Genomic DNA, 14,261 nt, shown 5'->3' with positions numbered 1-14,261 from the left:
TGCGTCCCGGCGCCTCCCATGCAGATAAAACGAAACACGGCCCTGATGGTGGGCGTCCTCTTGATACTAGCGGTGGCCGCCTGGGCCGTAACACGGCCTGCCAAGCCCCGGCTGGCTGCGCCCACAGCGATCCCGGTACGGGTGGTGAGCGTCGCGCAACAGGACGTTCCCAGGTTCATCAGCGGCATCGGCTCAGTGCTGTCGTTGCACAGTGTGGTGATTCGCCCGCAGATCGACGGCATCCTCACCCAGTTGCTGGTCAAGGAGGGCCAATCGGTGAAGGCCGGCGACTTGCTGGCGACCATCGATGACCGTTCGATCCGCGCCAGCCTCGACCAGGCCAGGGCGCAATTGGGCGAAAGCCAGGCGCAGTTGCAAGTGGCGTTGGTCAATCTCAAGCGCTACAAAGCGCTGAGCATCGACGACGGCGTGTCCAAACAGACCTATGACCAGCAACAGGCGCTGGTCAACCAGCTCAAGGCCACCGCGCAGGGCAACCAGGCGGCCATTGATGCGGCTCAAGTACAACTTTCCTATACCCAGATTCGCTCCCCGGTCAGCGGCCGCGTGGGCATCCGTAACGTGGACGAAGGCAACTTCCTGCGCATGAGCGACACCCAGGGGCTGTTTACCGTCACGCAGCTCGATCCGATTGCCGTTGAGTTCTCCCTGCCACAACAGATGCTGCCGACCTTGCAGGGCCTGATTGCCGCCCCCACCCGGGCCACCGTCGACGCCTACCTGGGCGCCGACACCGACAACCAGACCGGCGACCTGCTCGGCGAAGGCCACCTGAGCCTGATCGACAACCAGATCAGTTCCACCACCGGCACCCTGCGGGCCAAGGCCGAGTTCAGCAACCCGGCGCATAAGCTATGGCCGGGGCAACTGGTGACCATCAAGGTCCAGACGGCCCTCGACAAGAACGCCCTGGTGGTACCGCCGACCGTGGTGCAGCGCGGGCTGGACTCACATTTCGTGTACCGCGTAAGCGCTGACAAAGTCGAGGTGGTGCCGGTGCAAGTCGCCTACCAGAACAGCGACATCAATATCATCAAAGGCGTGCAGGCCGGCGATGTGCTGGTCAGCGATGGGCAATCGCGGCTCAAGGCCGGTGCGCAGGTGGAGGTGCTCAAGGAGCCGCCGCAAGTGATCCACACCGCCAACGCCCAGGTGCAACCATGAGTGCAAGCCGGTCGCCCTCGGCCTGGTGCGTTGACCACCCGGTCGCCACCCTGTTGCTGACCTTCGCCCTGGTGTTGCTGGGGATTATTGCCTTCCCGAACCTGGCCGTCGCGCCACTGCCGGAAGCGGAATTCCCGACCATCCAGGTCACCGCGCAACTGCCCGGCGCCAGCCCGGACACCATGGCCTCATCGGTGGCCACGCCTCTTGAGGTGCAGTTCAGTGCCATCCCCGGCATGACCCAGATGACCTCCAGCAGCGCCTTGGGCTCCAGCCTCTTGACCCTGCAGTTCACCCTGGAAAAAAGCATCGACACCGCCGCCCAGGAAGTCCAGGCCGCGATCAACACCGCGTCCGGCAAGTTGCCCAGCGACATGCCGAGCTTGCCCACCTGGAGGAAGGTCAACCCGGCGGACAGCCCGGTGTTGATCCTCAGTGTCAGTTCCAGCAGCATGCCCAGCACCGAGCTGAGCGACTACGTGGAAACCCTGCTGGCGCGCCAGATCAGCCAGATCGACGGCGTCGGCCAGATCAACATCACCGGCCAGCAACGCCCGGCGATCCGCGTGCAGGCGGCACCCGACAAGCTCGCGGCCATCGGCCTGACGCTCGCCGACATACGCCTGGCCATCCAGCAGTCGAGCCTGAACCTGGCCAAGGGCGCGATCTATGGCGAAAACAGCGTGTCCACCCTGTCGACCAACGACCAGCTGTTTCACCCAGAGGAATACGGCCAACTGATCGTTTCCTACAAGAACGGTGCGCCGGTTCAACTGCGCGATATCGCCAAGGTCATCAACGGCTCGGAAAACGCCTACGTGCAAGCCTGGTCCGGCGATACGCCAGGGGTGAACCTAGTGATTTCACGCCAGCCTGGCGCCAACATCGTCGACACCGTCGACCGCATCCAGGCCGAGTTGCCGCGCCTGCAAGGCATGTTGCCAGCCTCGGTGCAGGTCAGCGTGTTGACCGATCGCACCAAGACTATCCGCGCCTCACTGCATGAAGTGGAAATGACCCTGCTGATCGCCATCCTGCTGGTGGTGGCGGTGATGGCATTGTTCCTGCGTCAACTGTCGGCGACGCTGATTGTGTCTGCGGTATTGGGTGTGTCGCTGGTAGCCAGTTTCGCCCTGATGTATGTGATGGGGTTCAGCCTGAACAACCTGACCCTGGTGGCCATCGTGATCGCCGTGGGCTTTGTGGTGGACGATGCGATTGTGGTGGTGGAGAACATTCATCGGCACTTGGAAGCCGGCTTGGGCAAACGTGAAGCGGCGATCAAGGGCTCGGGTGAAATTGGCTTTACCGTAGTGTCCATCAGCTTCTCGCTGGTGGCGGCGTTTATTCCGCTGCTGTTCATGGGCGGAGTGGTCGGTCGGTTGTTCAAGGAGTTTGCGTTGACGGCCACCGCGACCATTCTGATTTCAGTGGTGGTTTCGCTGACATTGGCCCCGACGCTGGCCGCCTTGTTCATGCGTGCCCCTACCCACCCTGCCCACGCCAAACCCAGCTTCAGCGAACGCCTGCTGGCCGGCTATGCGCGCAACCTGCGCCGGGCCTTGGCGCACCAACGCAGCATGGCCGCGATCTTCGTGGTAACCCTGGCCCTGGCGGTGGTCGGCTATGTGTTCATTCCCAAGGGATTCTTCCCGGTGCAGGACACCGGTTTCGTGCTCGGCACCAGCGAAGCGGCGGCCGATGTGTCGTACAAGGACATGGTCGCCAAGCACAAGGCCCTGGCCGAGATCGTCAAGGCCGACCCGGCGGTGCAGGCGTTTTCCCATTCGGTGGGCGTTACCGGCAGCAACCAGACCATCGCCAACGGCCGCTTCTGGATCGCCTTGAAAGACCGCAGTGAGCGCGATGTGTCCGCCAGCCAGTTTATCGACCGCATCCGCCCACAACTGGCGAAGGTGCCGGGCATCGTGCTGTACCTGCGCGCCGGCCAGGACATCAACCTGAGCTCCGGCCCCAGCCGCGCCCAGTACCAATATGTGCTCAAGAGCAACGACGGCCCGACGCTGAACACCTGGACCCAGCGTCTCACCGAAAAACTGCGCGTCAACCCGGCGTTTCGCGACCTGTCCAACGACCTGCAACTGGGCGGCAGCATCACCCATATCAGCATCGACCGCCAGGCCGCCGCACGTTTCGGGCTGACCGCCACCGATGTCGACCAGGCGTTGTACGACGCCTTCGGCCAGCGCCAGATCAACGAGTTCCAGACCGAGATCAACCAGTACCAAGTGATACTTGAACTGGACAGCCAACAGCGCGGCAAGGCCGAAAGCCTCGACTACTTTTACCTGCGCTCGCCATTGACCAACGAGATGGTGCCGTTGTCGGCCTTGGCCAAAGTCGACCCGCCCACGGTCGGGCCGTTGTCCATCAGCCATGACGGCATGTTCCCTGCTGCCAACCTGTCGTTCAACCTGGCGCCCGGCGTAGCCCTGGGCGATGCAGTGATCATGCTCGACCAGGCCAAAAACGAAATCGGGATGCCGAGCACAATCATCGGCAACTTCCAGGGTGCGGCCCAGGCGTTCCAGAGCTCGCTGGCCAGCCAACCCTGGCTGATCCTCGCGGCGCTGGTGGCGGTCTACATTATTCTGGGTGTGCTGTACGAGAGTTTTGTGCACCCGCTGACGATCATTTCCACCCTGCCCTCGGCGGGCCTCGGTGCGCTGGTCATGCTGTGGCTGCTGGGCCAGGACTTTTCGATCATGGCCTTGATCGGCCTGGTGCTGCTGATCGGCATCGTGAAGAAGAACGGTATCTTGATGATCGACTTCGCCCTGGAGGCGCAGCGGGTACGCGGGCTGCCGCCCGAAGATGCGATTTATGAAGCCTGCGTCACGCGGTTCCGGCCGATCATCATGACCACCCTTGCCGCGTTGCTCGGCGCCGTGCCGTTGATGCTCGGCGCAGGCCCCGGGGCGGAACTGCGCCAGCCGCTGGGCATCGCGGTGGTCGGTGGCTTGCTGGTGAGCCAGGCGCTGACGCTGTTCACCACGCCGGTCATATACTTGTACCTTGAACGTTTTTTCCACAGGCCCAAACCAGCGCTGACGCTGGCGACCACACACTGAGGCGGTCATGCGCGTCCTGATTATTGAAGATGAAGAAAAAACCGCGGACTACCTGCACCGCGGCCTGACCGAGCAAGGCTACACCGTCGATGTCGCCCGTGAAGGCATCGAGGGCCTGCACCTGGCGCTGGAAAACGATTACGCCGTGATCGTGCTCGACGTGATGCTGCCCGGCCTGGATGGCTTCGGTGTGTTGCGTGCCTTACGCGCCCGCAAGCAGACGCCGGTGATCATGCTCACCGCTCGCGAGCGCGTTGAAGACCGCATCCGCGGCCTGCGCGAAGGCGCCGACGATTATCTGGGCAAGCCGTTTTCGTTCCTGGAACTGGTGGCCCGCCTGCAAGCCCTGACCCGCCGCAGCGGCGGCCATGAACCGGTGCAGGTCACCGTTGCCGACCTGTGGATCGACCTGATCAGCCGCAAGGCCAGCCGCAACGGTGTACGCCTGGACCTGACCGCCAAGGAGTTCTCGCTGCTCAGCGTATTGGCGCGACGCCAGGGCGAGATCCTGTCCAAGACCGCGATTGCCGAGATGGTCTGGGACATCAATTTCGACAGCGATGCCAACGTGGTGGAAGTGGCGATCAAGCGTCTGCGCGCCAAGCTCGACGGGCCGTTCGAACACAAGCTGCTGCACACCATTCGCGGCATGGGCTATGTGCTGGAGAACCGCATACAGGAAAACCACAGTGGTCGCTAATTCCATCGCCCTGCGCCTGAGTGGCATGTTCACCCTGGTGGCGTTGCTGATCTTTCTGTTGATCGGCGGCGCGCTGTACCAGCAGGTCGACCGTGGCCTGGGGCTGTTGCCAGGTGCCGAGTTGGATGCGCGCTACAGCGTGCTGGAATCGTCGATCAATCGCTTCGGCACGCCGGAACATTGGGCCAAGATCAGGTCCAAGCTCAAGCTGTTGGGGGAAGAAGACAAGCGCATCCGTTTCTGGGTGGTCAGCAGCGACCCGAGCTACGAATACGGTGAGCCGGACGCGCAGATTCGCGCCTTTGCCGAAGGCGCCACAGGTAAGCGCGACCTGCGCCTGCCGGGTCACGATTATCCCTTCAAGGTGCTGGTCAGCCAATTTGCAGCCAAGGACCAGCGCCCGGCGTTGCGCTTTATGATTGCCATCGACACGGAGAACTTCCGCGCCACCCAGCATCACTTGCTGGTGGCGTTGATCAGCCTCGCGCTGGTGGGTGTAATACTGGCGGCACTGCTGGGGTTCTGGGTCGCGCGTATCGGCCTCAAGCCCTTGGGCAAACTCTCGGATGAAGCGCAAAAGCTTGCGCCGCCGAAACTCTCCGGGCGCCTGCAATTGTCACCCTTACCGCCCGAGCTGAGCCAATTCGTCAATTCATTCAACGCCACCCTCGACCGGGTTGAACAGGCGTATTCGCGCTTGGAATCGTTCAACGCCGACGTTGCCCATGAACTGCGCTCGCCGCTCACCAACCTGATCGGCCAGACCCAAGTCGCGCTGACACGCGGGCGTTCGGCCGAACACTATTTTGAGGTGCTGCAATCGAACCTGGAGGAGCTGGAACGGCTGCGCTCGATCATCAACGACATGCTGTTCCTTGCCAGCGCCGATCAGGGCAGCAAAGCCACCAAGCTGATCGAATGCTCCCTGGCCGATGAAGTGGCCACCACCCTCGACTATCTGGATTTTATCCTCGAAGACGCCCAGGTTCAGGTGCGCGTGGACGGCGATGCCCTGGTGCAGATCGAAAAAGCCCACCTGCGGCGTGCGCTGATCAACCTGCTGAGCAATGCCGTGCAACACACCGCACCCGGACAGATTATCGACGTGCATATCCAGGTGCAGGAGAAGCAGGTGGCAATCGGCGTGACCAACCCCGGCGACGCGATTGCCAGCGAACACTTGCCACGCCTGTTCGAACGCTTCTATCGGGTGGATGCCTCGCGCAGCAACAGCGGGGCCAATCACGGGTTGGGGCTGGCGATCGTCAAGGCGATTGCGTTGATGCATGGCGGGGATGTGTTTGTGCGCAGTGAAGGCGGTGGCAATACGTTTGGTATCACCCTTCCGGTCTAAATCGTAAGAACGCTTGAGTCACATGTGGGAGCGGGCTTGCTCGCGAATTCGGTGTGTCAGTCAATATATCTGTAACTGACACACTGAATTCGCGAGCAAGCCCGCTCCCACATTTAGATCGACGTACATCCGAACTGTTGCGATTTGGGCAATAGTTATTATCTTGTTACACTCTGTATCGCACCGCTCCCCTGCGTTACTTTGACGCATCGATGAGCGCGACGGCAAAGACAGCTGACCACTCACCCGAATTTCCCTCGACTTATTTCCAGGGCTCTACACTGGGAATCTGTCTTAAAGCCGCTGACTTCAGCGGCTTTTTTTTGCCGTGAAAAAAGGCCGGGCACACCCCACGACACTGGCCGTTCATGATTGACCAAAGGAGCTCCACCGGTGAAGAACTCGCTGACATTCACCCCGTTATTCCTCGCAATCGCAGCAACGATCATCCCGCTTGCCCACGCGGCAGACGCACCGCCCGTCGAAGGCTTCGTCGAGGGTTCACACCTCACGATCAACACCCGCAACTACTACATGAACCGCGACCGGCGCGATATTCATACCGATGACAGCAAGGAGTGGGGCCAGGGCTTTATCGGCACCTTCGAATCCGGCTACACCCAGGGCACCGTCGGTTTCGGCCTGGACGTCAATGCCATGTTCGGCCTCAAGCTCGACGGCGGTGGCGGTACGGATGGTTCCAGCATCCTTCCGTATGGCAGCGGCAACGGCAAAGCGCCGGGTTCGTTCTCGACGGCTGGCGGCACCTTGAAGCTGCGCGCCTTCGACACCGAACTGAAAGCCGGCGACCTGTTCCTCAACAACCCGGTGATCGCCGGCGGCATGACACGCATGTTGCCGCAGACTTTCCGTGGCGTGAGCCTGACCAACCACAGCTTTGACGGCTGGATGTTCGAAGGTGGCCAGGCCAGTTTCACCAAGCTCTATAACCAGAGCGGCCATCGGCGTATTGGTACCAGCTACGGCACGCTGCCCGCCAACACCGACAGCCAGCACCTGGACTGGGCTGGCGTGTCGTTCAGCGGGATCGAGGGGCTGACCAGCAACCTGTACGCGTCCGAGCTCAAGGACGTCTGGCACCAGTATTACTACGACCTGGAATACACCTACGCCCTGAACGACCTGGTCAGCCTGACGCCCGGCCTGCACTACTACCATACCCAGGACACCGGTCAATCGCTGCTGGGGGATATCGACAACAACACCTACAGCCTGCATTTCACCGTGGGCGTGGGTAACCACAGCGTCACAGCGACTTATCAGCGGGTCAATGGCAACACGCCGTTCGATTACATCACCCAGGGCGACAGCGTGTACCTGGACAACTCCCAGCAGTACTCGGATTTCAACGGGCCCAATGAGCGCTCCTGGAAGCTCAAGTACGCCTACGACTTTGCCGGCCTCGGCGTGCCCGGCCTGACGTCCGCCGTGTCCTACATCAGCGGCAAGACCGACCTGACCAAGGTCGACCCCAACAGTCGCGGCTACAGCAACTGGTACAGCGCCGATGGCAAGGATGCCAAGCACTGGGAGCGCGATATCGACCTGAAATATGTGGTGCAGGGCGGCAAGGCCAAGGACTTGGCCGTGCGCCTGCAATGGGCGACCAATCGCGGCAGCAATGGCTACTCGGCGGTGGACCGGGATGTGGATGAATACCGTGTGATCGTGGACTACCCGATCAATGTGTTCTGATTACAGGTAGGAGCGAGCTTGCTCGCTCCTACAGGTTGGCTTTGCGCCATATTTAAGAGTTGCTACTACGCTAAGGGCATTCTCAATGCAGAAGTGTGCCCGATGAGTTCAAGCCCTACCCGCCCCAACCGCCGCCCGGAGCGCCTGCTGATCCTGGGCAGCACCCTCACGGTGTTGCTGATCGTGGGGGTCGTCACTGCGCTGCTGATTCGTGAACATGCCAACACCCTGCAGACGGCCAAGCGCACCGCCAACACCATCACTCAATTGATCGACGCTGACGTGCTGCGCAATGTCGAACTTTACGACATGGCCCTCAAAGGCTTGATCAGCGCCACCGAGCGCACCGACCTGCAAGACGTTTCAGAGAGCATCCGTCATTTGGTGCTGTTCGATCGTTCCGCAGCGGCGCCCTACAAGGGCGATATCCTGCTGTTGGACCCGGCTGGCGAGGTGATTGCCGATTCCTCCCTGCTCACGCCCAAACTGGGTAACTTTGCCGACCGGGACTACTTTCGGGCGCACCGCACCAACCCCGACCTGGGCCTGTATATCAGCCGTCCGTTCATGGCGCGCTGCCAGTGTGCCGACCCCTGGCGCATCGCGTTCAGCCGTCGCGTTTCGTCACCGGATGGGCGCTTCCTGGGAGTGGCGGTCGCGTCCATGCGCCTGTCGTACTTTCATCAGTTATTCAGCAGCTTGAACATCGGCAGCAACAGCACCATCAACCTGCTCAACCACCAAGGCATCCTGCTGGCGCAAGAGCCTCTGCTGGAAGCAGATATCGTCGACAAGGACCTGAGCCAGCGCCCGAATGTGGCGCGCATGCTGCGCGAACGGGACGGCAGCTTCCAAAGTATCTCCAGTGTCGATCGCCAGGCACGGCTCTACAGTTTTTCGAATGTGGGCAACTTGCCGCTGATCGTGGCAGTGGCCTTGTCCAGCAATGAAATGTTCGCCCCCTGGCGACGTGCGGCGTGGCTGGTCAGCATCGCGACCGGAGTGTTGTGCGTGGGCCTGTTGTGGCTGACCTGGGCACTGTGCATGGAGCTGCGCCGTCGCCATCGCGCCGAACAGGTGCTGTCAGAACTGGCAGCCACCGACGCCCTTACCGGCCTGGCCAACCGCCGCACGCTGGACGAACGCTTGCGGCTGGAATGGGATCGGGCACAACGCTCCATCGAGTCGTTGAGTGTGCTGATGATCGATGTGGACCACTTCAAGGCCTTCAACGACCGCCACGGCCACCAGGGCGGCGATGAGGCGTTGCGCGCAGTCGCGCAGGTGATCGCCAGCCATATCCGCCGCCCTGCCGACCTGGCGGCGCGTTATGGCGGTGAGGAATTTGCGTTGGTGTTGCCCAACACCAACGCCAGGGGAGCTTGGGTGATCGCCGAGCATATCCGCGAGGGGGTCCAGCATTTGCCGCGAATGGCCGGGGATGAACAACCGATCACGGTGAGCATCGGCCTGAGTACCTGGCAGAAGCACAGCCGCATTTCCCTTGAAGACCTGCTGCTCAAGGCTGACCAGGCGTTGTACCAGGCCAAGCACAGCGGCCGTAACCGGACAATGGATGCCACAACCCACCCCCTGTAGGAGCGAGCTTGCTCGCGAAGAACGTCAACGATAACGAGGGATTCCTGAATGCGCAGGGTGCTCTCAGGTTTTTCGCGAGCAAGCTCGCTCCTACAGGGGGCAAACGTCGGACATAAAAAAAGGCCACCCGAAGGCAGCCTTTCAAAACTAAAGAAAGAGAGTTGTTACTTACACCGCCGCAACGGGACGCATGTAAGAGATCGGTGCGGTGCTGGCATCTTCGAAGGTCACGACTTCCCAAGCGTCTGTCTGCTCAATCAACTTGCGCAGCAGCTGGTTGTTAAGGGCGTGGCCCGACTTGAAGCCTTTGAACTCGCCTATCAGGCTATTGCCCAGCAGGTAGAGGTCACCGATTGCATCGAGGATCTTGTGCTTCACGAATTCGTCTTCGTAGCGAAGGCCGTCTTCGTTCAGTACACCATCCGCGTCGACCACGATGGCGTTTTCCACGCTGCCGCCGAGTGCGAGGTTGTGCTTGCGCAGGTACTCGATGTCACTCATGAAACCAAAGGTACGGGCGCGGCTGACTTCTTTTACAAACGAAGTGCTGGAAAAATCCACGCTTGCACTTTGGGTGCGGTCACGGAATACCGGGTGATCGAAATCGATCTCAAAGCTCACTTTAAAGCCTTCGAACGGGACGAAGGTGGCGCGCTTGTCGCCGTCTTCTACTGTCACTTCCCGCAGAATGCGAATGAACTTCTTGGCTGCGTCCTGTTCTTCCAGGCCGGCAGATTGAATCAAGAATACGAAGGGTCCAGCGCTGCCATCCATGATCGGGACTTCGGACGCGGAGAGCTCGACGTAGGCGTTATCGATGCCCAGGCCAGCCATGGCCGAGAGCAAGTGCTCCACCGTGTCCACTTTGACGTCACCGTTGACCAGAGTGGTCGACATCGTGGTTTCGCCAACGTTTTCCGCGCGAGCAGGAATCTGCACCACAGGGTCCAGGTCGGCACGAACAAACACGATGCCGGTGTCGACAGGTGCGGGCTTGAGGGTCAGGTATACCTTCTCCCCGGAGTGCAGACCTACACCTGTGGCACGGATAATATTCTTCAGGGTGCGTTGTTTAATCATGGCTTGGACCGCTTCAGCGCAAATTGCGAACTGGTATCAACAAAGGCTGGCGATAATAACAGACCAGACCTTTGCTGAACACCAATCACCTTCATAGCCCTGATACATTCCATTAATCGGCCTGACGACGCAGGAATGCCGGGATGTCCAGGTAGTCCAGGTCATCTTGCGGATTCGGGCTACGGGACGCCGCAGCACCGGCCTGAGCCTGGTTGCGCATCACGGTCGGACGGTCCAGGTCACGGTAGTTCACCGACGGCAGTTCCTGGCGAGCAGGGGCTGGGACAGCAGTTGCCTGGCTGGCCTGGCTAGTGTGCAGGGTGTTGTCGATGACCTTTACAGGCTTCTCGATTTTCGCACCCAGGCCGGTCGCAACCACGGTTACATGCAGTTCGTCGCGCATGTCCGGATCGATAACGGTACCCACCTTGACCATGGCGTGCTCGGACGCGAAGGCTTCGATGATGCTACCCACGTCGGAGTACTCACCCAGGGACAGGTCGGGACCGGCGGTGATGTTCACCAGGATGCCGCGTGCGCCTTGCAGGTTCACGTCTTCGAGCAACGGGTTGCGGATGGCCGCTTCGGTGGCCTCGCGTGCACGGTTCGGACCGCTGGCGCAGCCAGTGCCCATCATCGCCATGCCCATTTCGCTCATGACCGTACGAACGTCGGCAAAGTCGACGTTGATCATGCCCGGACGCTTGATGATGTCGGAGATACCGCGAACGGCACCGGCCAGTACATCGTCAGCCTTGGCGAACGCAGACAGCAGGCTTGCGTCCTTGCCCAGGATGGTCAGCAGTTTCTCGTTGGGGATGGTGATCAACGAGTCGACGCTTTCAGACAGCAGACGGATACCTTCGTCGGCGATCTGCATGCGCTTGCGGCCTTCGAACGGGAACGGACGCGTCACGACAGCAACGGTCAGAATCCCCATTTCCTTGGCCACTTCGGCAATGATCGGTGCAGCACCGGTACCGGTACCGCCGCCCATGCCGGTGGTGATGAACACCATGTTGGTGCCTTGCAGCACTTCGGCAATACGCTCGCGGTCTTCCAGGGCGGCTTGACGGCCGACTTCCGGATTGGCGCCAGCGCCGAGGCCTTTGGTCACCGCGGTGCCCAATTGCAGGATGGTCCGCGCGCCGATGCTTTTGAGCGCCTGGGCATCAGTGTTGGCGCAGATGAACTCAACGCCTTCAATGTTGCTCTTGACCATGTGGTTGACAGCGTTGCCGCCGCCACCGCCGACACCGATTACTTTGATAACCGGGCTAGCGGGGATGTTGTCTACGAGTTCGAACATGTTCCCTCTCCTTTCATTTTCTCTAGTTTTTTCGCCTACTGCTTGCTGCGGGTGTTGCGGTGTCGCGGTAAATCTTTAGAAATTGCCTTGTACCCAGCTTTTGATCCGGTCCAGCAGCGGCGCTTTCTCATCGTCATCGCTGCGGTAGCTGTCACGGATGCTCGGGCCCGACAGGGAAATGCCGTCGGTCTGCTTTTGCAGCCCGTACAACAGCAAGCCCACACCGGTGGAATAAATCGGGTTGCGCACCACGTCGCCCAGGCCCTTCACGCCATGGGGCACGCCCAGGCGCACCGGCATGTGGAAGATCTCTTCGGCCAACTCGACCGCGCCTTCCATCTTCGAGGTACCACCGGTCAGCACGATGCCGGCCGGGATCAAATCTTCGTAGCCGCTGCGGCGCAGTTCAGCCTGAATCAGGGTGAACAGCTCGTCGTAGCGTGGCTCGACCACTTCGGCCAGGGCCTGGCGCGACAGCTCGCGGGGTGGACGATCACCCACGCTTGGCACCTTGATGGTCTCACCGGCACCGGCCAGCTTGGCCAGGGCGCAGGCGTAGCGGATCTTGATTTCTTCGGCGTACTGGGTCGGTGTGCGCAACGCCATGGCGATGTCGTTGGTGACCTGGTCGCCGGCAATCGGGATCACGGCGGTGTGACGAATCGCACCCTCGGTGAAGATCGCGATGTCGGTGGTGCCGCCGCCGATGTCCACCAGGCACACGCCCAGCTCTTTTTCGTCGTCGGTCAGTACCGAGTAGGCCGAGGCCAACTGCTCGAGAATGATGTCGTCGATTTCCAGGCCGCAGCGGCGCACGCATTTTTCAATGTTCTGTGCGGCGTTGACGGCGCAGGTCACCACGTGGACCTTGGCCTCCAGGCGAACGCCCGACATGCCCAGGGGCTCGCGCACGCCTTCCTGGTTGTCGATCACGTAGTCCTGCGGCAGGGTGTGCAGCACGCGCTGGTCCGCCGGGATCGCCACGGCCTGGGCGGCGTCGAGGACGCGCTCAAGGTCGGCCGAGCTGACTTCACGGTCGCGGATCGCCACGATGCCGTGGGAGTTCAGGCTACGGATGTGGTTGCCTGCCACGCCGACGAACGCCGAGTGAATCCGGCAACCGGCCATCAGCTGCGCTTCTTCGATGGCGCGCTGGATCGACTGCACGGTGGACTCGATGTTCACCACCACGCCCTTCTTCAGGCCCCGGGACGGATGCGTGCCAATACCGACGATTTCGATCGCGCCGTCTTCCCCGACCTCGCCCACCAGCGCCACCACCTTGGAGGTGCCGATATCGAGACCGACGATCATTTTGCCGCTTTGCACGTTTGCCATGGGTCCTGCCTCTTCTTAATTCTTCGCGACAGCGGGTTGTGCTGCCGTGGGCGCAGCCGGTGTACGCCAGCCGACGGCCAGGCCGTTGGCGTAACGCAGGTCGACGCTCGCAATGTTCGTAATCTGTTCTTTCAAGGTTTTTTCATAGATGGCAATAAAGCGGCGCATCTTTTCCACCAAGCGGTCGCGTCCCAGCAACAACTCGATGCCCGGGCCGGAACTGCCTGCCCCGGTCGTCAAAAACCAGCTGCCCCGCTCACGCAATTCCAGGCGTGCAATGGAGAAGCCCAGTGGCCGCAGCATCTGGCTCAAGGCCTGGTACTGCTGCATCACTTGCTGCTGCGCCCGCTGCGGCCCGAACAGCTGCGGCAGGTGTTCATAGTTGGCCAGCTCACGCGGGGTGAACGCCTGGCCCTGGTTGTTCAACAGCGCTTCATCGCCCCAACGGGCCACGGGCAGTTGTTCTTCCAGGCGGATCGTGACCTGGTCCGGCCATACACGGCGAACTTCGGCGTGGGCGATCCACGGCATCTGTTCCAGCTCCGAGCGCATGCCAGCCAGGTCGATGGTAAAGAAGCTCGCCGCCAGGTATGGGCCGATGCGCTGCTGTACCGCTTGCTGGCTGATGTAGCTCAAGTCGCCCTGCACGCTGATCTTGGTGATCGGCCGGTCGGCATACGGCAACAGACGCTGCGCGCCTTCGTACGTGCCAAAGCCCAGCACCACCAGCAGCACCGGCCAGAACAGCGCCTTGATAAAACCAAAGTTGGCTTTTGGCAGGCGCGAAGACATCGGCTCTTTAGCCACCATTCGGCTTGCACCCCGTGGCACCGGCTTGCGGCTCGGTGCTTGTGGGGGCTGATGACGAAGCGATGCGCCGTTCATGTG

At 61.2% G+C, this 14,261-nt stretch carries 10 protein-coding genes and 1 pseudogene; 7 read left to right on the top strand and 4 right to left on the bottom strand.

Features of this window, described 5'->3' with window-relative positions; all coding sequences use genetic code 11:
* The first annotated feature begins 18 nt into the window (after positions 1–18).
* The 7 genes and pseudogenes from BMH52_RS07430 to BMH52_RS29525 form a co-directional block, all read left to right on the top strand.
* Positions 19–1,185 carry an efflux RND transporter periplasmic adaptor subunit gene (locus BMH52_RS07430; RefSeq protein WP_032872214.1) on the top strand — a complete coding sequence of 389 codons (1,167 nt, stop codon included), beginning with the start codon at positions 19–21 and terminating at the stop codon, positions 1,183–1,185.
* Positions 1,182–4,277, top strand: a complete 3,096-nt coding sequence (locus BMH52_RS07425) for a multidrug efflux RND transporter permease subunit (protein WP_073843281.1) — start codon at positions 1,182–1,184, stop codon at positions 4,275–4,277. Before BMH52_RS07430 ends, BMH52_RS07425 begins: the two co-directional genes overlap by 4 nt.
* Positions 4,278–4,284: 7 nt before the next feature.
* Positions 4,285–4,977: a heavy metal response regulator transcription factor gene (locus BMH52_RS07420; RefSeq protein WP_019816940.1), complete on the top strand. Its 693-nt coding sequence runs from the start codon at positions 4,285–4,287 to the stop codon at positions 4,975–4,977.
* The gene (locus tag BMH52_RS07415) at positions 4,967–6,331 is read left to right on the top strand and encodes a heavy metal sensor histidine kinase (protein WP_072434192.1); all 1,365 of its coding nucleotides are present in this window, start codon (positions 4,967–4,969) and stop codon (positions 6,329–6,331) included. Before BMH52_RS07420 ends, BMH52_RS07415 begins: the two co-directional genes overlap by 11 nt.
* Positions 6,332–6,724: 393 nt before the next feature.
* Positions 6,725–8,047, top strand: coding sequence for an OprD family porin (locus BMH52_RS07410; RefSeq protein ID WP_019816942.1), 1,323 nt, complete (start codon positions 6,725–6,727; stop codon positions 8,045–8,047).
* Between the two features lie 102 nt (positions 8,048–8,149).
* On the top strand, positions 8,150–9,646 hold the full coding sequence (locus BMH52_RS07405; protein ID WP_073843279.1) for a diguanylate cyclase: 1,497 nt from the start codon (positions 8,150–8,152) through the stop codon (positions 9,644–9,646).
* Between the two features lie 8 nt (positions 9,647–9,654).
* Positions 9,655–9,741: pseudogene (locus BMH52_RS29525) on the top strand (outer membrane lipoprotein carrier protein LolA); the annotation flags it as partial.
* 73 nt (positions 9,742–9,814) lie between these two features.
* Here the strand turns inward: BMH52_RS29525 and lpxC are convergent.
* From lpxC to BMH52_RS07385, 4 genes are all read right to left on the bottom strand, one after another.
* On the bottom strand, positions 9,815–10,726 hold the full coding sequence (lpxC, locus tag BMH52_RS07400) for a UDP-3-O-acyl-N-acetylglucosamine deacetylase (RefSeq protein ID WP_003171886.1): 912 nt from the start codon (positions 10,724–10,726) through the stop codon (positions 9,815–9,817).
* 112 nt (positions 10,727–10,838) lie between these two features.
* Positions 10,839–12,035, bottom strand: coding sequence for a cell division protein FtsZ (ftsZ, locus tag BMH52_RS07395; protein WP_060766552.1), 1,197 nt, complete (start codon positions 12,033–12,035; stop codon positions 10,839–10,841).
* A gap of 75 nt (positions 12,036–12,110) precedes the next feature.
* Positions 12,111–13,373, bottom strand: coding sequence for a cell division protein FtsA (gene ftsA, locus BMH52_RS07390; protein ID WP_014716976.1), 1,263 nt, complete (start codon positions 13,371–13,373; stop codon positions 12,111–12,113).
* Between the two features lie 15 nt (positions 13,374–13,388).
* Positions 13,389–14,258 carry a cell division protein FtsQ/DivIB gene (locus BMH52_RS07385; RefSeq protein ID WP_032893516.1) on the bottom strand — a complete coding sequence of 290 codons (870 nt, stop codon included), beginning with the start codon at positions 14,256–14,258 and terminating at the stop codon, positions 13,389–13,391.
* Positions 14,259–14,261: the final 3 nt, after the last annotated feature.

Origin of the sequence: Pseudomonas sp. BTN1, from assembly GCF_001907715.1 — a bacterium.
GTDB classification, from domain to species: Bacteria; Pseudomonadota; Gammaproteobacteria; order Pseudomonadales; family Pseudomonadaceae; genus Aquipseudomonas; species Aquipseudomonas paracarnis.
Note: the sequence above shows the minus strand (reverse complement) of the source record. Positions and strands in the feature narration are given on the sequence as shown.

What these genes read in the sequence shown, in the direction of transcription:
- BMH52_RS07405 (WP_073843279.1), top strand. Translation starts at nt 8,150, where the DNA reads ATGAGTTCAAGCCCTACCCGCCCCAACCGCCGCCCGGAGCGCCTGCTG.
- ftsA (WP_014716976.1), bottom strand. Translation starts at nt 13,373, where the DNA reads ATGGCAAACGTGCAAAGCGGCAAAATGATCGTCGGTCTCGATATCGGC.
- lpxC (WP_003171886.1), bottom strand. Translation starts at nt 10,726, where the DNA reads ATGATTAAACAACGCACCCTGAAGAATATTATCCGTGCCACAGGTGTA.
- BMH52_RS07425 (WP_073843281.1), top strand. Translation starts at nt 1,182, where the DNA reads ATGAGTGCAAGCCGGTCGCCCTCGGCCTGGTGCGTTGACCACCCGGTC.
- BMH52_RS07385 (WP_032893516.1), bottom strand. Translation starts at nt 14,258, where the DNA reads ATGAACGGCGCATCGCTTCGTCATCAGCCCCCACAAGCACCGAGCCGC.
- BMH52_RS07430 (WP_032872214.1), top strand. Translation starts at nt 19, where the DNA reads ATGCAGATAAAACGAAACACGGCCCTGATGGTGGGCGTCCTCTTGATA.
- BMH52_RS07420 (WP_019816940.1), top strand. Translation starts at nt 4,285, where the DNA reads ATGCGCGTCCTGATTATTGAAGATGAAGAAAAAACCGCGGACTACCTG.
- ftsZ (WP_060766552.1), bottom strand. Translation starts at nt 12,035, where the DNA reads ATGTTCGAACTCGTAGACAACATCCCCGCTAGCCCGGTTATCAAAGTA.